Genomic DNA, 21,585 nt, shown 5'->3' with positions numbered 1-21,585 from the left:
CTTTTCTATTTCCTTTAATCTAGAACAACCTCTCTACTTATACCTTCAGCATCATAAATTAAAATCTTATCCATTGATTCGTGAACCTGAATACTATTTGACGATTGCGATAAATAACCAGCACCATAATAGAACTCTTGCTTGGCTACATCTCCATTTTTAAAATATATCTCGGCATTAGTTTCCCCCGGTTCAAACTGCACAATGGGTAACTTGAGATTTTGTCTAAAACGTTTTACCTTATTGGAATTTACCGATGCTAACCACAAAAGGGTAGAATCATTTAGAACCACATTCACCAAAGCACGTGCATCATTCTCAACTTTAAACCCAGTTTTAGTATGTAAAACCGATGTGAAGTTCCCTTGATTATCCCCGCTAAGCACAACACCTTTTCCAGCATCATACCAGCCTGAGATTACCTCGGTAGGATAAAAGTTTCCAACTCCCAAAATATCATCCGAACCATCTGAGTTAAAATCACCTGTATCCAAACCAAAAAGTGGAGACAGCTGTGCTTTTTGAGGTAATGGGACTACAGTAAATTTTCCGCTGCCTAAATTTTCAATATAACTAGAGCTTATATAATTAACCTTCAACACTCTCATTCCAGTAGTATCTAATGCCTTTAGTACTTTGGGCATATCAGCCTCTGCATATTGATCATAATTAGGAAATATTTTTTTAATGGAAACCAATTGTTTTGCCAATTCACCTCTAGGAGCCAAGGGTACTTCCTTCCCTTTAATATATCTTGTAATTATAGGATCTATACTAGAATTTTTGTCAAAATCCTTGGCGTATACCCTCATTGGTTCTTTTTCGGTTACTTTATATGCGGTGTTTTCCCCTAAATTACCTGCTATATAATCTATATCTCCATCATGGTCAAAATCCTTACCGATTAAGCTATTCCAAAATCCACTATAATTCTCCAGCCCAGTTTGAGTATTATGCTCCAATCTACCATTTTTATTTTCAAATATGGTTATTGGCATCCATTCTCCAGCCACCATAAGGTCCAAGTCGCCATCATTATCATAATCTGTCCATAGAGCAGAACTGACCAACCCTATTGTACGCAGTTTTTCCGCTTTCTTTTCAGTAACATCTATAAATTTTCCATTAACATTCTCGAGCAAATAACTATTTGGTGTGTCCGGAAAATTTCCTGGAACAATCATACCCCCAACAAATAAATCCAAATCACCATCCGAATCAAAATCGGCAGCTACTACACAAGATCCGCTAGCCTTTATTTCTGGCAATGCATTCTGTTTTATGTTCAAAAACTTCATTTCCCTTATTAATGTACAGCCTATCTTGATAGTGACCTTTATCAAAATATTTTACAGAACTACCTCCGCTAACGACATATAAATCAAGTTCATCATCTCCATCAGCATCAAAGAAAAGAGCCCCAAGGTCTTCATATTTTTCGGAGCCCGGAAGACTTATAGAATCAAAAATACCGTTTGACCTGTTAAGAAAAATTTTACCGGGGTAATTTCTTGCCCCACCAACATAGACATCCCTTTTACCATTACCGTTAATATCTCCTGTTGCTATTCCAGGACCATTAAAATCATTTAAATGCAATAGTAAAGGTTCTCCTCTAAAATCACTGTTATCATTTTCAAAGTGATTATACCCTATAACATTTGCATCTTCAATTTCCGTAAACATTCTGGCAGCAGGAACTTGATTTTTCTTATTGATTGTTGATGCTTCGTTCTTGTTAAGGTTATATAATGTATCTACACGAATATTTTCAAGAAGCTGTTGAGTACCATCTTGCCAAATAACTTTTAAAGAATCTACATGGTTTTGTTTACCTAGCCCCATGTGAATGGCAGAACTTACCGATGACATATAACCCTTTACGGGGTTGTATTCATAATAAAGTTTTTCTTTACTGGATAAAAAAGCAATGACCTTTGCTCCTATACCTTCAACATTATTCTTATTTCCATTTAACCGCACTCTTAAATAGTGGTTTTCCTGAGTCTTATCAGAATTATTTTTATAGAGAAAGGCCGGAGCATTAATATTATTCACGACCAAATCCAAATCTCCATCGTTATCAAAATCTGCATATACAGCACCGTTGGATAAAGATGCCTGTTCAAGTCCCCATAGTTGGGTCTTATCCGTAAACTTTAAACTCCCATCATTGGAAAAAGCGTAATTAGGCAGGAATATACTATCCAACTTTTTTAGGCGCTCTACTATTTTCTTTTCGGAGGCCCTACCCGTTCCATTTTTAAATATCCCGGCCTGACTTGAATATTCCATAAAGTCGTGATTGGTTATATCCCGCCTAAAGCCATTGGTTATATAGACATCTTTAAACCCATCATTATCAAAATCTGCAATTAACGGAGACCAACTCCAATCTGTTTGATGCAAACCAGAATAGCGACCTATTTCACTAAAAACAGGCGTACCTTGTACGTCGTTACCTTGATTTAATTGCAGTGTGTTTCTAATGAACTGTGGCGAAAACCCCTCCCTAAGGGTTTGTTTAAAATGTTCATGGTTCATATTGGCGGTCATGGTTTTCTGACGCTTATTAATCTCCGGTAGCATATCCATGACCAGTACATCAGGCAGGGCATCATTATTTATGTCCGAAACATCTATACCCATACCATTTCTTGATGTATGCTGAAAATATTGAGATAATTTGTTCGAGAATGTACCGTCCTGGTTATTAATATATAAAAGGTCATTAGCAACAAAATCATTGGCTACATAAATATCCGGCCAACCGTCTTTATTAATGTCCGTTATTGCAAGTCCCAAACCATAACCCTCTATTAAAATACCAGCTTTTTCCGAGACATTTTCAAACTGAGGATAGCCATTTGCTCCCACGCCCTTATTCTCATATAGACGGTCCGTACTTGGTCCTGAACCATCATTTTTTGTATATAGCTTTTCTATTTCTTTTGGCGGTTCATTTGCATGAGTCATTACATACAAATCTAAATCCCCATCTCTGTCATAATCAAAAAATCCGGCTTGAGTAGAATATCCGGAATCATCTATACCATAATTTGCTGCTTGCTCTGTAAACTTAAAGTTCCCTTGATTTATATAAAGTTTGTTTTTTCGCTCAGCCTCAGTAGCAAAACCTCCAACAGAGACATACACATCCATCAAACCATCTTGATTAATGTCAATTACTGATATACCATTAGCCCAATAGCTGCCTGCAATACCCGAACTTTGGGTAACATCTTCAAACTTAAAATCTCCAGTATTCTTGTAAATCTTGGATGAAACCACGTTTCCCGCAAAAAAAATATCATTAAGGCCATCATTATCAAAATCTGCCACACCAACACCTCCTCCTATATAGATGTAGGGGAAACTAAAATAATGGAGTTCATCGGTTTCGTTTATCGTGTTTGCAAAATCAATACCTGAATCACGCTCAGAAACCAGCTGAAATTGTTTTTGTTGATTATCGCAGGATATAAAGGAAATCAAACTTGCTATAAATAGTAATTTCTTCAAGGGCATAATTCTAAAATTCAATTTAAAAAAAAAGGAACCATCTCGCAATGGTTCCTTTAAAAATAAACAACAATAAATTAGTATCCTGGATTTTGTTTAAATACAGGGTTAGCATCTATCTCATTCTGAGGAATAGCAATATATTCACGACCAGGTCTATATGAGCTTGTACCTGCACTCTCAGATTTTAACTCTGGTTTGTTTACAATATACTCCTCTACTTTACCCCATCTTAGAATATCAAAGTATCTGGTTCTTTCCAAAGACAACTCTTTAACTCTTTCATCTTCTATGTCTTGCATTGTAATGCTTGTTAATGCCGGCATATCAACTCTTGCCCGTACTTCATTAATAGCATTTAGAGCATCTGCAGTAGAGCCGTTTAACATAAACTCGGCCTCAGCATACATCAATAGGATATCTGCATAACGTAACAACCTTAAGTTGTTACCTGACTGATGCCATCCGTTATCCTGAGAACCTGTCTTATCGTCAAATTTTATATCCAACCACTTGTTACCCCAAACTAAATCGGTATCTGGAAACACCTCTTTATAACTTTTATCTCCATACGTCTGAGAAACCAATGTATCTCCTTGATAAACGGTAAACTCGTCCGTATTAAAAAATAAAGTTGTAAAAGCTCTTGGGTCTATTTCATCATTTACGGTTCTTTCATCTAAGAATAAATCTAGAACCCAATCATTGATACGCATACCATCCTGGCCTGTAAATCCTCTAGGAGCTATATCCGGATGAAAAGCAGCACCTTTACCAGCTCCAGGAGCATCTCCTCCCCAACCAGTATTTCCATCGTTTACCAATTGAATTTCAAACAATGACTCCTTATTGTTTTCCGAAGCTTCGGTAAAGTTATCCGCGTAGTTTTCCATCAATTCGTATCTGCCGTCCATTATTTTGGCAAATTCCGCTTTGGCCTCAGCATATTTCTTTTGATATAAATAAACTTTACCCAAGAAACCTGTTGCGGTACCAGAAGTAATCCTTCCTTTCATATCAGACGGCCATGATTCTGGCGCCATAGCCTGAGCTTCCTTTAAATCGCTTTCTATTTGTGCCCATACTTCTGCAGGATCTGCTTGCGGAACCGCCTTAGGGTTTTCCAAATCTGAAATCGGTTCCGTAATAAGCGGCACATTTAACCAACCGTTTACAAGGTTAAAATAGTTATAAGCACGAATAAAATAGGCTTCGCCCAATATATTTTCTTTGGCCGTAGCATCCATTTCTATATCGGGAACATTGGCCAATACTTCGTTGGCACGGGTTACTCCTTGAAACATAGCACTCCAAACCCAAAATGCACCGTTACTTTGCGGAATTCCATTAAAAGATCCCGCTGCAGTACGTTCTGATGTTGCGAAAGCATTCACAACGTCATCTCTATAATCCGAAAGGAATATTTCAAAACGTGTATAGTACCAGATATGTGTAAACGGACTGTAAGCCCCAATGATACCTTTATTGGCGTCATCCTCTGTTTTCCAAAATGATTGCGGTGTTACCGCGTTTGGATTTTCCTGTTCTAATATGTCTTTCCGACAACTATATGATATTACTAGCAGCAATACCAGTGCAGCCAATAGACTTCTTGATATTATTTTATTTTTCATGTCTTTTTTTGTTAGAATTAAAATGAAACCTGTACTCCCAGTTGAATAGTTCTTGCTGTTGGATAAGCACTTTCATCTACACCCGAGCTAAAAATTCTTCTAGACGATCTTGTGTTTCTACCTACCTCAGGGTAATAACCTGTATAATCTGTAATTGTAAACAGATTTGTAGCAGAACCGTATATACGCAACTTCGTCATCTTCATTTTTTCAGAGATATCAGATGGAATAGTATAACCCAACTGCATATTCTTTAATCTGAAGTAAGCACCATTCTCTAAATAAAAATCAGATGGTCTTCTGTTGAAACCTGGATCTGACTGTGTATTTCTTGGAATGTTTGTATTCGTATTTGTTGGTGTCCAAGCTCTTAGAGCATCCGTAAGATAGTTCCCCTCTGTATCAAAATATCCTCGATAGATATTACCGTTCAAAATTTTGTTACCTGAAACGCCGTTAAAGAAAAGACTTAAATCAAAATCTTTGTATGTCGCGGAAATATTGAAACCGTATTCAAAATTAGGAGCGGGATTCCCTAAAAAGGTTTGGTCATTTTCATCAACAATTCCATCTGGCCCTGAACCATCGGGACCAGCGATATCTCTAAATTTTAAATCTCCCGCTTGTGGGTTATTATTATCATTTGCCGCTAGAGCTTCTGCATCTGTTTGATAGATTCCATCTACAATATATCCATAAAAAGAAGAAACGGGTTGACCAACATCTGTTTTAGTTCCTCTTAATCCATTTGATGTAAACTGTCCTTCTATAATTGGAGTAGCATCACCCAAAGCCGTAACTTCGTTGTTTAATGTTGTGAAGTTTCCACTAATATTAAATGAAAAATCTTCACTTAAACTATCCGAATAATTTGCCAAAAATTCAAAACCAGTATTTTCAATACTTGCCGTATTAAATGGTACTCTGTTTCCAAACCCAGTATATAATGGTAATCCCAACTCAACCAATACATCTTCGGATTTCTTCTGAAAATAGTCCATTGTTATACTCAACTTCTGATTTAATGCCCTAAATTCCAAACCTATATCGGTTGTCTTACTGGTTTCCCAAGTAATTTGGTCATTAATACCTTTAGTAATTGAGTATCCCGTAGCTCTTTCCTGACCGTCACCTATTGGATATTCACTATTAAGATTCAATTCTGGACTTAATGAATAGATTGGAACGTTATCCGACCCAACTTCACCATAACTTGCTCTAATTTTTATATCAGTAATAGCTGTAAAGTTTTCCATAAAACTTTCATTACCTAAATTCCAACCTATAGCAAATGAAGGAAAAGTACCCCATCTAAGATCTTCTTTGAACAATGAAGAACCATCTCTACGTATGGTAGCCGTTAACAAGTATCTGCTATCATAAGCATAACTCAACCTACCAAAGTAACTCTGAATAGTTTTAGTTAAATCTTGCGATGGGAAATTAACTTTATCTTCAGCAGCAGAAGCTACACGCACATCGTTAGAAGGAAATTTTCTAGCCAAAGCTCCAAGAGACCTTGTATTTGAAACTTGATCTGTATAACCAGCTACAAAGTTTATATTATGTTTATTGAACTCCTTACTGTAAGTTAAAGTGTGTTCAATTAAGGTTGAAAGAAAGTTTGTATTCGTTTCGGCCAACTCAGCAAATTGGTTGTTACCAAACGTGGCAGAATTGAATACATAAGTTGGAGTAAACCTATAATTATTGTTCGCATAATAATCCAAACCTAAATTTAGTTTATAGGTCAGCCCATCGATAATTTCAAACGAACCGGCAATATTACCTAATATACTGTTTCGAGTAACCGTTCTATCTTCAACAGTTGCCAGACCTAAGGAGTTACCTACGTTTCCAACACCATAAAATGCTCCTACCGCTACATCAGCTGGCTGATCAGTAGCACTAAAGTTACCTTCATCATCGTATATACGGATAGTTGGCACCAAGTCTCTTTCCTTATTGAAATACGGGTTAGGGTTATCAATAGAACGTGTTAAACCTACCGTGTTTTCTAATTTAAACCTTCCTTTCGTCAATGTAGCGTTGATTCTCGCAGTAGTTCTTTTATAATCTGACTGCTTTACAATACCCTCTTGATCGTAATGGTTCATAGAAAGGCTATAGGTACTATTTTCAGTACCACCATAAATTCTTGCATTGGCATTCATTACGCCAGCAGTACGTAGTGATTCCTTTTGAATATCACTATCTATACTAGGATTGAACTGAGCGTCATTTGCCGGAAACCTTGCGTTTCCATCATTATCCCTAGCCCTGTTAACAATGGTAGCATAATCTCTTGAGTTGGCCCAGTCAATAGTCTTTACAGATGATTGAAGACCATAGCTATAATCCAAATCTACTTTTATACCTCCACGGGTACCTTTTTTTGTAGTAACGATAATAACACCATTAGCCGCCCTAGAACCGTAAATAGCACTGGCAGAAGCATCCTTTAATACGGAAATACTTTCTATATCACCTGGGTTCAACGACGTCATGTCTCCCGTAAGCATACCATCAATCACATATAATGGACCTGCATCTGACAAGGTACTGGAGCCACGAATGGTGACCAGGGCATTTGCACCGGGAGAACCTCCATTGGCCTCTACTCTCACACCCGCTGTACGACCTTGAATAGCCTGAGCAGCATCATTATAAGTAAATTTATTTATTTCCTCGCTGTCTACAGTACTTACCGCCCCAGTCAAATCTGACTTTTTCTGAGAACCATAACCAATTACAACAACCTCTTCTAATTGGCTGGCATCTTCCGCCAGGGTTGCATTAACAACTGTCTGACCATTAACAGCAACCTCTTGCTTGGTAAAGCCAATATAACTGAATACCAAAGTTGCATCTCCTTCTGCGGTAATAGTGTAGTTACCATCAAAATCTGTTTGGGTACCGCTGGTTGTTCCCTTCACAAGTACATTTGCACCCGCTAAAGGAATTCCTGTGTCATCCGAAACCGTTCCGCTTACGGTTATCTCTTGAGCATGGCCATACGCTATGGCCAAAAGCCATAACAATCCCGACAGATATCTGTGGGGTAGCCAGTTTTTAATTTTAAAGTTAGTTCCATTCATAAGTTAAAAAGTTTAATTGAGCAGTTAACATTTGTTTAAGTTTCCCCAAATGTGAACTTTATTTAACTATTCCTTAACAACAAATGATCAGATGACTATAACAAATGGTTCAGAAGTGTTTTTAAGTGTACTAGATACACAATATATACGCTAAAAGCCCATGTAATAAAGAAATAACCTACACTCAAATAGCCTTTAAAAAGTATAATCCCACACTTATTTTAAACAAATTTTTAGTTATTTTTATTTAAATGTTGCAGTATTCATGAATATTTTGCCTTATTAAATTCCGTTAAAAACTAGATTTCAAACCTCCACTTCTATCATTTAAATTAGATTGTTTTATCTTGGCCTTTTAATATAAAACATGAATACATTATGTTCAACATAGAAAATAAAGTTGCTGTCATAACAGGTGCGAGTGGTGCTTTAGCCGGTAGCGTTGCCAAAAGCTTGGCAAAGTCTGGAGTTAAATTGGCCTTGTTAACGAGAAAGAAGACATCGGTACAATCCTTATTAGATGGAATTAAAACCGTGGGCGTACACGCTAATGCCTACGAGGCTGATATTTTGAGTGAACAATCTCTTGAAAGTGCAAAAAACCAAATTATAGCTGATTTTGGAAAAATAGATATCCTTCTTAATATCGCCGGAGGCAACCTTCCTGGAGCTACAGTGGCTCCCGACAAAACCATCTTTGACATAAAAGTTGATGACTTTAAAAAGGTTACGGAACTTAATCTAAACGGAACCCTTATCCCCTCTCTAATATTCGGAAAAGTGATGTCCGAACAAAAAGAGGGTGTCATTATTAACTACTCCTCTATGGCCGCTGACCGTGTCATAACCAGAGTGGCCGGTTATTCCGCCTCAAAAGCAGCAATGGAAAACTTCACAAAGTGGATGGCCGTTGAAATGGCTACGAAATTTGGTAGTGGTATACGGGTTAACGCTATAGCCCCAGGTTTCTTCATCGGAAAACAAAATAAGGCCCTACTAACAAATGAGGATGGCTCATTTACCCAGCGTGGTGAAACCATTATTAGAAACACACCAATGGGGCGTTTCGGAGAAGTTGAAGAATTAAATGGTGCCATACAGTTTTTATGCAGTGATGCTTCTAAGTTTATTACCGGCATTGTTCTTCCTGTAGATGGTGGATTTAGTGCTTTCAGCGGAGTATAGTTACCTATCAAAATTTTAAAATCATATATCAACAATCATAAGTACCTAATATGGAACAAACATGGAGATGGTATGGGCCCAATGACCCAGTAAGCTTACAGGATATTAAACAGGCGGGTGCCACAGGAATCGTTACTGCTTTGCACCACATACCTAATGGCGAAGTTTGGACTGTAGCCGAAATAGAGGAAAGAAAAAATCTATTAGAAAATAATGGGTTGGTATGGTCCGTAGTAGAATCTTTACCTATTCATGAAAGTATAAAGACGCAGCAAGATGGCTTTGAACAACTTATAGAAAATTACAAACAGAGTTTGATTAACCTTGGCAAATGCGACATCAACGTAGTTTGTTACAATTTTATGCCTGTATTGGACTGGACGCGCACCAGCCTAGACCATGAAGTGGAAGATGGGTCCAAGGCTCTTTTTTTTAATGCCACCGCTCTAGCCGCTTTTGACCTATTTATATTAAAAAGACCTGATGCCGAAAAAAGTTTCTCCCCATCACAAACTAAAGCGGCAAAATCTTATTATGATGCTATGTCCGAAGAGGACGTACATAAACTAGTAAAAACAATTATAGCCGGTCTCCCTGGCTCTTCCGAAACATATAACATACCTAAGACAGGTTTTGATTTAAGTCCGTTTCAGAAGACTTTAGACACCTATAAGGGCATGAATGAGGATAATATGCGCAGTAACCTTGTTTATTTTTTAAATTCCATAATGTCTACTGCTGAGGAAAACGGCATACTCATGTGTATTCACCCAGATGACCCGCCATTTTCTATATTAGGATTGCCACGTATTATGCGCACCGAAGAGGATTACGCCTATATTTTTGATAAAGTACCATCTATAAGCAACGGTATTACTTTCTGTACGGGTTCTTTAGGGGCCAGGGCAGATAATGACCTGCCGAAAATGTTTGAACGTTTTTCTGACCGTGTACATTTCCTGCACCTTAGAAGTACCAAGCGTGATGAGAACGGAAACTTCTACGAGGCTAACCATCTTGAAGGTGATGTTCCCATGTATGATCTGATTAAATTGATTCTTGCTGAAGAAAAAAGAAGACAAACAGAAGGAAGGAAAGATGCCATAATTCCTATGAGACCGGACCACGGTCACCAGATGCTAGATGACCTTCATAAAAAAACCAATCCCGGTTACTCAGCTATTGGCCGCTTGCGCGGTTTAGCAGAATTACGAGGATTGGAATTAGGAATTCGAAAAGCGTTTTTCGAATAGTATTAAGATCTTAGCTTTTTAATCAAAGTCAAAGTTTCTCTTACACGATTTTCTAGGCCAGCATAATCCTTGTTGGCCAGAATATCTTTACTGATTAGCTGAGAACCCATACCTACACAGGTAACGCCAGCATCAAACCAACCTTTTAGATTAGCTTCATCTGTACTTACACCTCCTGTTGGCATAACACTAGTCCATGGTTGCGGGCCTTTTATAGCCTTAACATACCCTGGTCCGTAAGTAGAGCCTGGAAAAAGTTTGATGATTTCACATCCCATTTCTTCCGCTCTATTTATCTCTGCCAAAGAACCGCATCCCGGTGACCAAAGCACCTTTCTACGATTACAGGCAATTGCTATATCTTCACGAAGTGATGGCGTAACAATAAAGTTAGCCCCCATTTGCATGAACAAACTAGCAGCAGCGGCATCAGTAATAGAACCAACTCCCATAACCATTCCAGGAAGTTCTTTTATCGCATACTTGTTCAATTCCAGAAACACCTCATAAGCGAAATCTCCGCGAGCGGTAAATTCCATTAAACGTGATCCACCATCATAACATGCCTTTAAAACTTTTTTACCCAACTCTACATCTGGGTGATAAAACAAAGGCACCATACCGTTTTCTTTCATTACGGATGCAACCTCTATTCTTGAATACTGAGCCATATTTTATTGTTTGTAGTTAATGTTCTTATCTTGCAACACGACCGGAAGCATCGCCACCCATCAATTTTTCAACTTCGCTTACGGTTACCAAGTTGGCATCTCCTTTAATTGTATGTTTCAAACAGGAAGCAGCAACGGCAAAGTCCAATGCATTTTGGTCATCTTCTGGGTATTTCAACAATCCGTAGATCAAACCGCCCATAAAAGAATCACCTCCTCCTACTCTATCAACAATATCCGTAATTTGGTATTGACGTGTTTCGTACATTTTGGAACCGTCCCATAATACACCTGCCCACGTATTGTGAGAAGCAGAAATAGAGCCTCTTAAAGTTGTAATTACCTTTTTAGCTTTAGGGAATTTTTTCATCATTTGCTTACAAACGGACAAGAACGCTTCTGCCTTAACATCAGCGCCATCCTTATGAACATCCAAACCTTCAGGGTGAATACCAAAGTGCTTCTCTGCATCTTCTTCGTTCCCTAAAATTATATCGCAATACGATGTAAGTTCGGTCATGATAGCTTCTCTATCACCACCGTAATTCCAAAGCTTGGCCCTGTAATTCAAATCGGTTGAAATAGTAATTCCTTTTTCACTGGCCGCTTTTACCGCTTCCAAACAAACATCTGCAGCACCTTGAGAGATAGCTGGTGTAATACCTGTCCAATGGAACCATTCTACGCCTTCAAACACGGCATCCCAATCAATCATTCCTTTTTCTATTTCAGCAATAGCGGAATGAGCGCGGTCATAAACTACCTTACTCCCTCGGCTAACAGCTCCGGTCTCTAGGAAATAAATTCCCAAACGGTCACCTCCAAAAACAATTTTATCGGTACCAACGCCACGCTTTCGCATTTCCATTAGTGCACATTCACCAATATCATTCTTTGGCAAGCGTGTTACAAAATCAACTGGTACACCATAGTTAGCTAGAGAAACGGCTACATTGCTCTCCCCTCCACCGTAAATTACATCAAAACTGGTGGCTTGAGAAAACCTTAAAAATCCTGCAGGGGCCAAACGCAACATAATTTCCCCGAAAGTGACTACTTTTTTCATTTTAACAATTAGGTTATTTAGTTCTTAGTTTACGAAAATAGTTGTTATTTTTTTGACAGCTACAAAACTAAGATTTCCCACAAACTAATTAACCGTAAAAACTGGTCAATTATTTAACTTTCTATACGTTTAACAATATTCATAGCTTTTGAGATATAAGCCACCCCTACCAATACCTACTAATAATAAGGAGTTTACACAAAAAACGAATATAACTACCGTTCAACCAAAAACCATCTTTACTTCTAATAATATTTTTTTATTTGTGTCCTGAGCCAAAACTATAGACATGAAAAACCACCAAACCACTAACGGCGCTTTGGTAAATACCCTTACCGAGGTAGAAAAAGCCGCTTTTTACAGAAAAACCTATGCCCATTTAGCTGGCGCCGTGTTACTGTTCATTCTTATTGAAACCCTATTTTTTCAGATTCCCCCACTATTGAATTTTGCACTTTCGCTAACGCAAGGGTATAGCTGGTTGATTATGTTGGGAGGTTTTTTATTCATTACCAATTACGCAGAACGTTTGGCTTTGAAGAGCGATAAGAACAGTACGCATTACTGGGGTCTTCTCCTCTATGTTGTTGCCGAAGCATTCATATTTATTCCATTAATATTTATTGCCATAACAATGACGGAAAGTGGCTCTCTTGATATTTTAAACCAAGCTGCCATCATGACTTTATCTTTGTTCACAGGGCTTTCTGCTATTGTACTGCTGACCCAAAAGGATTTTTCCTTCCTGAAATCAATATTGGCCGTGGGTTTTGCCATTGCTCTAGGACTCATTGTAGCAGGTATATTATTTGGTTTTAACCTAGGGCTTCTATTTAGTGCCGCCATGGTAATTTTGGCGTCGGGGTCTATTTTGTACCAGACCTCAAACCTGGTCCATAAATATAAATCCAACCAGTATGTTGCAGCTTCCTTAGGACTCTTTGCCAGTCTTATGTTGCTTTTTTGGTATATACTGAACTTACATACAAATGATTAATTTTTAGTGTTTATTTATTTTGAGAGAGGCCCCGGAAATTTTGCGGGGCTTTTTTATACCTTACCCCTGTATATCGTAAAACCACTAAAAAATGAAAAGTACCACTTTATTCTTTTTTGTATTGTTGACTACAACAGGAACACTTTACGCCCAAAATAGTGATATTGACACCATAAAAAATATTCTTCACAATCAAGAAAAGGCATGGTCTGATCAAGACCTAGAAGGATTCATGGAAGGTTACTGGAAATCCGAAGACCTTACCTATTACAGTGGTGGTAGAATCACAAAAGGATGGCAAACCACTTTGGATAATTACAAGAAAGGATACCCCACCCAAGCCGAAATAGGAACATTAAATTTTAAAATTGACCAGATTTCCAAAATAACCGAAGATTCTTACTACGTTATGGGGCAATATTTTTTAGTACGAGACGTAGGTGATGCCAATGGCACATTTATGATAATCTTTAAACGGATAAATGGTGAGTGGAAAATTATAGCAGATTCTTCCTGCTAATATTTCAATTCTTCTGTTCTTCCAAAACGGTCTGATCTGCAACCGGCGGGTAATATTTTATACGTCTTGTAGTATACGTGTTGCTAGGTGTAATTATTTCTTTCACCCAATTATTGGCAGAAGTACCATCAAATTGATAAATGTATTCTTGAGTAAGCTCACCAAAGCGCTTTTTGGTCGTGACAACAGAAAGAAATCCGTTTTCATCGTATTGATAACTTTCATCGTTCAATGATATCCATTTTTCTGTAGAACCATCAAACATGAACTCTTTATGCTGTATTACCTTGCTCTTTGCTTCTAAAACCTCAACGGTTTTAGAAGCAAGATTGCCTTCCATATAGTTTTTTGAAATTACCTTTTTAAATTTCCGGTCATTCTCTACAAAAGAAGTGGTAGTAACCAATTTAGATAATACACCATTTACCTTTTTAGAAACCGTATCGACGGTATCATTCTTAACATATTCAAAGTCTATTTCATCTATACCGCTGGTATTGGTGCGTACAAGTTTTACTAATTTTTCATCCGTATCATAACTATAAACGTTCTTTTCCAATTGTTTTTTTTCATAAGAAACGATTTTCTCCGTTATCTTTCTTGCTACGGTATCTATCTCATAAAGACTGGCAATGGAAGTGGCATAATCAAAAACGCCATCCATATAATTCTCTATCCTACGTTCTTTTAAAAAACCGTCCTTAAACTTATAATACGTGGTTTCATAATCCGTATCATTATAACGGGTAACCGATTTGGTTAAAAAGCCCTCTGGATTAAAGTAATATTCTTCCTTACCATAGTCCGTAATTACCAAACAGGATTTGACATTTCCCTTTAGATTAAAATCCGAAATTTTAAAAATCTCGATGTCTTGGGAAAATACCATTGAGGATATGCCCCATACCATACACACAAACAAGAATTTCTTAATCATACTACAAAACTACTTGATATTCTGTCAACTGAAAACAAAACACGTACCAAATTGACAAAACGAAAAGACCCGCCCAGAGAAAACTGGACGGGTCTTATATGTAGAGCGCTAAACGCTTATACTTATTTTACTTCTTCAAAGTCTACATCTTCTACGTTATCACCTTCTTTAGGCTCTTCCGCCGAAGCAGTATCGCCCTCAGGAGCTGCACCGTTTTGCTGTGCTTCTGCTTGAGCTTTGTACATTTCTTCAGAAGCAACTTTCCAAGCCTCATTGATCTTATCCAAAGCTGGCGTAATAACTGCTAGGTCTTTAGATTCGTATGCTGCTTTTAACTCGGTTAAAGCTTCTTCAATTGGTTTTTTCTTATCATCTGATAATTTTTCACCAAATTCTTTCAGTTGCTTTTCCGTTTGGAAAATCATTCCGTCTGCTTCGTTCAACTTGTCAGCAGTTTCTTTTGCTTTTTTATCAGATTCAGCATTAGCTTCTGCTTCAGCTTTCATTTTCTTGATTTCTTCCTCTGTTAATCCTGAAGAAGCTTCAATTCTGATATCCTGCGTTTTGTTCGTTGCCTTATCCGTTGCAGAAACTTTGATGATACCATTGGCATCAATATCAAAAGTTACTTCAATTTGAGGTGTTCCTCTTGGTGCTGGTGGAATACCGTCTAAGTGGAAACGACCAATTGTCTTGTTGTCAGATGCCATTGGACGCTCACCCTGCAATACATGAATCTCTACTGATGGTTGATTGTCCGCTGCCGTAGAAAATACTTGAGATTTCTTTGTTGGAATCGTAGTATTCGCCTCGATCAACTTGGTCATTACGCTACCCATAGTTTCAATACCTAAGGATAATGGAGTAACATCCAATAACAATACATCTTTAACATCTCCTGTAAGAACACCACCTTGAATAGCTGCTCCAATTGCAACAACCTCATCCGGGTTTACTCCTTTAGAAGGTTTCTTACCAAAGAATTTCTCAACCGCTTCTTGTACTGCTGGAATTCTTGTAGAACCACCTACTAAGATAATTTCATCAATATCGCTCTTAGAAAGTCCAGCAGATTTAAGTGCTGTCTCACATGGCTCAATAGTTCTTTTTACCAAATCTTCGATCAATTGCTCAAACTTGGCTCTTGTAAGTGTACGTACCAAATGCTTAGGTCCTGTAGCGGTAGCCGTTACATAAGGTAAGTTGATTTCAGTTTGTGCAGAAGAAGACAATTCAATTTTAGCTTTCTCAGCAGCTTCACGTAAACGTTGTAATGCCATAGCATCTTTACGCAAATCTATGCTTTCGTCTTTATTGAACTCATCCGCTAACCAATCAATAATTTTTTGATCAACATCATCACCACCAAGGTGTGTATCACCATCTGTTGACAATACTTCAAAAACACCGTCACCCAACTCTAGGATAGATACATCATGTGTACCACCACCAAAGTCAAAAACAACTATTTTCTGATCCGTATCTTTCTTGTCCATACCATAAGCCAAAGAAGCTGCGGTAGGCTCGTTGATAATTCTTTCTACAGTAAGACCTGCTATCTCACCAGCTTCTTTAGTTGCCTGACGTTGTGCATCGTTAAAATATGCTGGAACGGTAATTACCGCACGGCTAACATCCTGCCCTAAATAATCTTCTGCAGTTTTCTTCATTTTCTGAAGAATCATAGCAGAAAGTTCTTGTGGCGTATACAAACGGCCATCAATATCTACACGTGGTGTGTCATTATCTCCTTTTACTACTTTATAAGGAACTCTTTCGGCCTCTTTACTAGACTCCGAAAATTTGTTTCCCATAAAACGCTTAATAGAATATATAGTGTTGTGAGGGTTGGTTACCGCCTGTCTTTTTGCAGGATCACCAACTTTAATTTCTCCACCTTCTACAAACGCAATTACAGAGGGTGTTGTTCTCTTTCCTTCTGCATTAGGGATCACTACCGGTTCGTTACCTTCCATAACGGAAACACAGGAGTTGGTAGTACCCAAGTCAATACCTATAATTTTACTCATGCTATATGTTTTAAATATTAGTGCTAATTTTTATAATCGGTTTCTAAATGACAAACAATATGCCAACCGTCCACAACCTGACATGATGTCATTTTTACTTTTTTTATAGCGAAGAACACGCCAGAACAACCCTTTTTTACTGCTAAAACCGACAACTTAGGGCAAAAAAGCAACAATTGACTTAAACGGGTATTGCTATTTCTTAAGTTTTTGGCTTCCTGTTTTTGACTTTGCCAGAAGCATGCTTTATCTATCTTTACACCATAAATTAAGTTTATGGAGTCCATCAGTATTTTTGATATGCTTAAGATCGGTGTAGGCCCTTCTAGTTCCCATACCTTAGGTCCGTGGCGAGCTGCCGAACGTTGGATTAGCGAACTACGGTCTGCGCAAATCTTTGATGAGGTTATTGCCGTAAAAGTACATATGTACGGCTCTCTCTCCCTAACAGGCAAGGGGCACGCTACGGACTATGCCGTAATGCTGGGTCTATCCGGCACCGATCCGGTTGAAATTCCCGTTGATACCATTCACTCCATTATATCGCACATACAGGAAAACAATGTATTAAACTTTGGAGCATGTAAAGAAATTCCCTTCCACCCTAAAACCGATATTATATTTCATAAAAAATTTCTAGAATTTCATGCCAACGGACTTCAGTTTGAGGCTACCTTAAAATCGGGTAAAACTAAAAAGAACACCTATTATTCTATAGGAGGCGGATTTGTAGTTGTTAAAGAGCGAAAAAATGCCAAACGCAACATAGCTACTTTTGACAGTTTTCCTTTTCCAATTCAAAAAGGCGCCGAACTTTTGGCATACTGTGCTAGCGAAAACAAGAGTATTTCAGAAATAGTACAGGAAAATGAACGCTCCTTACGTGATGATGCCCAAATAGATCAAAAGTTAAATGATGTTTGGCAAACCATGTTGGAATGTATGTACATTGGTTGTCATACCGAAGGTAAATTACCCGGGGGACTCAACGTTACCCGTCGTGCTTTTGAGCTCAACAAAAATTTATTGGGAGATTCTACCACTTATAATTCTCCCCGAGCTTGGTTAACCACCATTCGCAATACAGAAGTTAAATTCCGCCAAATCCTAAAATGGGTAAGTTGTTTTGCTTTAGCGGTCAATGAAGTAAATGCTTCGTTGGGGCGCGTGGTAACAGCTCCCACTAATGGCAGTGCAGGAGTCATTCCTGCGGTTCTTATGTATTATATGGTGATAGAAAACCATGAGGCCCATTTTGAGCACGTCAAAAAATTTCTGTTCGTGGCTGGTGAAATTGGCAGCATTTTTAAAAAAGGCGCTACCATTTCTGCAGCAATGGGTGGATGTCAAGCAGAGATTGGTGTTTCGAGTGCCATGGCGGCAGGTGCTCTTACTGAATTACTTGGTGGCTCTCCAGAGCAAGTCCTTATGGCGGCCGAAATTGCCATGGAACATCATCTTGGCCTAACTTGCGACCCCATAGGCGGTCTCGTACAAATACCCTGCATAGAGCGCAATAGTATGGGTGCCATAAAAGCCATTAACGCTGCAGAGTTAGCATTAGTCTCAGACCCTAAAGATGCTAAGGTTCCGCTGGACAAGGTAGTTGAAACCATGTGGGCTACGGCAAAAGACATGAGCTCCAAATACAAAGAAACTTCGGAAGGTGGACTCGCAGTGGGTATCAACATGAGTGATTGCTAATACCTGTACCAATGTTTAATATGTCAAACATTTATTTAAAAAGTAGTGTAATTCTTTCTAAAATATAAGATTATTCCTATTTTAATCATATCTATTATACTCATGATATTTAGCCCCAGAGCTAATAAAACAAACAGAACCTATGTATCAAATTAAATTTATTGAGAATGAAATCAACGATTTACGAAATCAACTTCAAAATCACCCCCTTTACAATAACCTCAACAGTATAGAAGATATTAGAACCTTTACTGAAAACCATGTGTATGCAGTTTGGGACTTCATGTCGCTGCTAAAGTCTCTTCAGATATCATTGACCAATGTTAGCATTCCATGGACCCCCAGTGCCAATCCTGTTTTAGCACGGTTTATTAATGAAATAGTACATGGTGAAGAAAGTGATATAAACGAATTAGGAGAGCCTAAAAGTCATTTTGAGATGTATTTGGAAGCTATGCAGCAATTGGGAGCTGACATTTCAAAATCCAAAACTTTTATTCGCTATCTAGAACAAGGGGTTAAGGTAAACGACGCATTACAAAAAATAGACATTCCCAAAAAGGTAGCAGATTTTGTTCGTTTCTCATTTGAGACCATCGCTACCGGAAAACCGCATTTAGTAGCATCTGCATTTACGTTTGGCAGGGAAGATGTTATTCCGGATATGTTTATGGAAGTTCTAAAAAGTGCCGATGCAGAAAATAAAGAGTACAACAAGTTTGTATACTACTTAGAAAGACATATTGAGCTAGATGGTGATGAACATGGCCCACTCTCCTTGCAAATGGTCTCCGAACTTTGCGGACATGACGAACAAAAATGGCAAGAAACATTGTCCGTTGCCAAAGAAGCCCTGAATAATCGCATAAAACTATGGGATGCTATTGACGAAGCTATAACAAGAAATAAAACCGCATTAAAAAACGCTTTGTAAGGACGCAAGCTTACGTAAAAACAAACATAATTTAAAACGTAGAATAACCATTCAACTACTAAAGTTTTGCATTTTTGATGTCTTAACTTTAGTAACACACCTATTTATGGCTTTTGATAGTAATTTTTTGAACACCCCTATACACCCTCCAAAGTTAAATAACATAGATGCTGCTTATCAATTGGAAGGCTCTGAAATAGTAGATTACACCCATTTTTCTTTGGCGTTAAGTAGCCGCACCAAATTTGCAATTTGGGTGGCATGGAATATAGATGGCCGAAACCTTAAAAAAGTCCCCCGAAAGGGTGCAAGCTTTTTTGAGGACTCAAGAATATCATCAGAAAATCAAGCAGGAAACCAATTGTACAAAAGCAATCCTTTAGATCGTGGCCACCTTGCCCGTAGAGTGGATTTAAACTGGGGCAGTTATGCCGAGGCGAAAAAAGCAAACTCTGATTCTTTTGTTTTCACCAATATAGCGCCACAAATGGACAGTTTTAACCAAAGTGGAAAAGGCGGTGTTTGGGGAGAACTTGAAAATTCCCTGTACGATCAAACAGAAATGGATAGGTCTCGTGTTAGCATTATTGGTGGGTGCATTTTTAATGAGGATGACCGTGAATACCGAGGTTATAAAATCCCTTCGGAATTCTACAAAACCGTTATGTACGAAGAGAACGGAAAGCTAAAGACCAAATCATTTATATTGACGCAAGATTTAAGCAGGTTGTCCTTTCTAGATTTGGAAGCGTTTAAAACGTACGAAGTGGATCCGTCAGAAATTGAAGCCAAATGCGACTTTACTTTTGACGAGGCTATTCACCAAGCCAATGAATTTGATTTAAATTCTATTATAACAACGGAACGTAAGCCTTTGACACTTTCTTCCGAAATTAACTGGTAACAATACAAAAACGCCTACCGCTCAAAGGCGGTAGGCGTTTTCTAAGTATTCTTATTGAAGCACTACTCTACTCTTGGAGTTACCTCAAACTTTCTGAACATTATAGGACCGTGATCTCCTTGAATTAAAAACGGACCCGGCTCTCCTTCCTTACTATCTAGCGCCCCACCGGTTATTCCTGGAATATTTTGATTGTTTATAATCGTTTTTCCGTTTGCCACAATGGTCACACGACGGCCAATTAACGTAATATCATACGTTTGCCACTCACTGGCATCATTAGCCGCCATTTCATTTGGGGTTAGAAAGCCGTAGATACCTCCAAACAATACACTTGAAGGGTCAGAACCCTTATCGTCCGTAATCTGCACTTCGTAACGTCCTCTTAGATAAATACCGCTATTACTTCCAGATGGTACTTTAAATTCTGCATGTAGTTTAAAGTCCTTGAACTTTTCTTCGGACACCAAGTTGGCACCAGACTTTGGACTGGACAGAATACCGTCTTCAACTACCCACTGGTTTTCCCCAATAGCTTTCCATCCGCTTAAATCCTTACCGTTAAAAAGCTCTTTGGTCTTACCCCATTTGGCTTTTGCTACGTAATCTAATTTTGGTGCCCTAACGGCGGTCCAACTATAAGGTTGCCCATCCGTATAAATCATAGTTCCCTTAAGACCTTCGCCATCCAAAGCTCCGGTAAAGGTCATATCCGTTCCTTCCGGCTCCCATTGCTTAGGTATAACAAAACTAAAAACATCATTATTTACCACCACTTCCGAAATTGGTCTTGCACTACCAAATGCATACACAAAACGACCTACCAAAGTATTTGTTCCGGAATGGGTAATCTCTAGCCACGAGGGAAGCTGGGTTCCATCCTTTTCAATTACCAAATCCCACTTTCCTTCTAATGGGTTTTCATCTTGCGCTTGTAACACATTTCCTGTCCACAGTAATAAAACTGTAGCTGCCATCATTAATCTTGACTTCATTTTCATTAATTGAGTTGTTTTTAGATTGGTCCGGTTAGCTGAGGTCCCCGTTACCAATTCTGAATTAGTATAAGGTGCTAAATTTATAGATTATTTTTAATTCGGTAGCAGTTCCTCAGATGAAGTTGGGTGATT

The 21,585-nt window shown here is 38.3% G+C and carries 16 protein-coding genes; 7 read left to right on the top strand and 9 right to left on the bottom strand.

The genetic code is table 11. The features are described from left to right. Positions 1-14: 14 nt before the first annotated feature. From SJY45_RS02040 to SJY45_RS02025, 4 genes are all read right to left on the bottom strand, one after another. The gene (locus SJY45_RS02040) at positions 15-1,268 is read right to left on the bottom strand and encodes an FG-GAP repeat domain-containing protein (RefSeq protein WP_400073091.1); all 1,254 of its coding nucleotides are present in this window, start codon (positions 1,266-1,268) and stop codon (positions 15-17) included. Further along, the gene (locus SJY45_RS02035) at positions 1,249-3,522 is read right to left on the bottom strand and encodes a VCBS repeat-containing protein (protein WP_400073090.1); all 2,274 of its coding nucleotides are present in this window, start codon (positions 3,520-3,522) and stop codon (positions 1,249-1,251) included. The genes SJY45_RS02040 and SJY45_RS02035 overlap by 20 nt, the downstream gene beginning before the upstream one ends. Before the next feature lie 77 nt (positions 3,523-3,599). Continuing rightward, entirely contained in the window at positions 3,600-5,156 is a 1,557-nt protein-coding gene (locus SJY45_RS02030; RefSeq protein ID WP_400073089.1) for a RagB/SusD family nutrient uptake outer membrane protein, read from the bottom strand. Positions 5,157-5,173: 17 nt separating this feature from the next. Beyond that, on the bottom strand, positions 5,174-8,254 hold the full coding sequence (locus tag SJY45_RS02025) for a TonB-dependent receptor (protein WP_289062901.1): 3,081 nt from the start codon (positions 8,252-8,254) through the stop codon (positions 5,174-5,176). Between the two features lie 378 nt (positions 8,255-8,632). Here SJY45_RS02025 and SJY45_RS02020 point away from each other — a divergent pair, with 378 nt between their 5' ends. Both SJY45_RS02020 and uxuA read left to right on the top strand, forming a co-directional pair. Then, positions 8,633-9,439 carry an SDR family oxidoreductase gene (locus SJY45_RS02020; protein ID WP_400073088.1) on the top strand — a complete coding sequence of 269 codons (807 nt, stop codon included), beginning with the start codon at positions 8,633-8,635 and terminating at the stop codon, positions 9,437-9,439. 50 nt (positions 9,440-9,489) lie between these two features. Beyond that, on the top strand, positions 9,490-10,692 hold the full coding sequence (uxuA, locus tag SJY45_RS02015; protein ID WP_400073087.1) for a mannonate dehydratase: 1,203 nt from the start codon (positions 9,490-9,492) through the stop codon (positions 10,690-10,692). A gap of 2 nt (positions 10,693-10,694) precedes the next feature. On the opposite strand, the gene SJY45_RS02010 is transcribed toward uxuA, so the two are convergent. Together SJY45_RS02010 and SJY45_RS02005 are read right to left on the bottom strand one after the other, a co-directional pair. Continuing rightward, entirely contained in the window at positions 10,695-11,363 is a 669-nt protein-coding gene (locus tag SJY45_RS02010; protein ID WP_400073086.1) for a bifunctional 4-hydroxy-2-oxoglutarate aldolase/2-dehydro-3-deoxy-phosphogluconate aldolase, read from the bottom strand. A gap of 25 nt (positions 11,364-11,388) precedes the next feature. Then, positions 11,389-12,429 carry a sugar kinase gene (locus SJY45_RS02005; RefSeq protein WP_215439152.1) on the bottom strand — a complete coding sequence of 347 codons (1,041 nt, stop codon included), beginning with the start codon at positions 12,427-12,429 and terminating at the stop codon, positions 11,389-11,391. 289 nt (positions 12,430-12,718) lie between these two features. On the opposite strand from SJY45_RS02005, the gene SJY45_RS02000 reads away from it, so the two are divergent. Beyond that, entirely contained in the window at positions 12,719-13,426 is a 708-nt protein-coding gene (locus SJY45_RS02000) for a Bax inhibitor-1 family protein (protein WP_215914537.1), read from the top strand. Positions 13,427-13,517: 91 nt separating this feature from the next. Further along, positions 13,518-13,946, top strand: a complete 429-nt coding sequence (locus tag SJY45_RS01995) for a YybH family protein (RefSeq protein ID WP_400073085.1) — start codon at positions 13,518-13,520, stop codon at positions 13,944-13,946. 4 nt (positions 13,947-13,950) lie between these two features. Here the strand turns inward: SJY45_RS01995 and SJY45_RS01990 are convergent, their stop codons facing one another. Continuing rightward, positions 13,951-14,883 carry a hypothetical protein gene (locus SJY45_RS01990; protein WP_400073084.1) on the bottom strand — a complete coding sequence of 311 codons (933 nt, stop codon included), beginning with the start codon at positions 14,881-14,883 and terminating at the stop codon, positions 13,951-13,953. A 122-nt stretch (positions 14,884-15,005) separates the two neighbouring features. Further along, on the bottom strand, positions 15,006-16,913 hold the full coding sequence (gene dnaK / locus SJY45_RS01985) for a molecular chaperone DnaK (RefSeq protein WP_215439144.1): 1,908 nt from the start codon (positions 16,911-16,913) through the stop codon (positions 15,006-15,008). A gap of 276 nt (positions 16,914-17,189) precedes the next feature. Between dnaK and SJY45_RS01980 the strand changes: the two genes are divergently transcribed. From SJY45_RS01980 to SJY45_RS01970, 3 genes are all read left to right on the top strand, one after another. Next, the gene (locus SJY45_RS01980; RefSeq protein WP_400073083.1) at positions 17,190-18,617 is read left to right on the top strand and encodes an L-serine ammonia-lyase; all 1,428 of its coding nucleotides are present in this window, start codon (positions 17,190-17,192) and stop codon (positions 18,615-18,617) included. A gap of 142 nt (positions 18,618-18,759) precedes the next feature. Beyond that, the gene (locus SJY45_RS01975; RefSeq protein WP_400073082.1) at positions 18,760-19,551 is read left to right on the top strand and encodes a DUF3050 domain-containing protein; all 792 of its coding nucleotides are present in this window, start codon (positions 18,760-18,762) and stop codon (positions 19,549-19,551) included. 106 nt (positions 19,552-19,657) lie between these two features. Then, the gene (locus SJY45_RS01970; protein ID WP_400073081.1) at positions 19,658-20,455 is read left to right on the top strand and encodes a DNA/RNA non-specific endonuclease; all 798 of its coding nucleotides are present in this window, start codon (positions 19,658-19,660) and stop codon (positions 20,453-20,455) included. Positions 20,456-20,517: 62 nt separating this feature from the next. Here SJY45_RS01970 and SJY45_RS01965 read toward each other — a convergent pair whose 3' ends face one another. After that, complete coding sequence (locus tag SJY45_RS01965; RefSeq protein WP_400073080.1) at positions 20,518-21,450, bottom strand: DUF1080 domain-containing protein; 933 nt, start codon at positions 21,448-21,450, stop codon at positions 20,518-20,520. Positions 21,451-21,585 lie beyond the last annotated feature (135 nt).

The organism is Zobellia russellii, from assembly GCF_044597075.1.
In the GTDB taxonomy this organism is placed as follows: domain Bacteria; phylum Bacteroidota; class Bacteroidia; order Flavobacteriales; family Flavobacteriaceae; genus Zobellia; species Zobellia russellii.
This window is presented reverse-complemented; position numbering and strand designations above follow the sequence as displayed.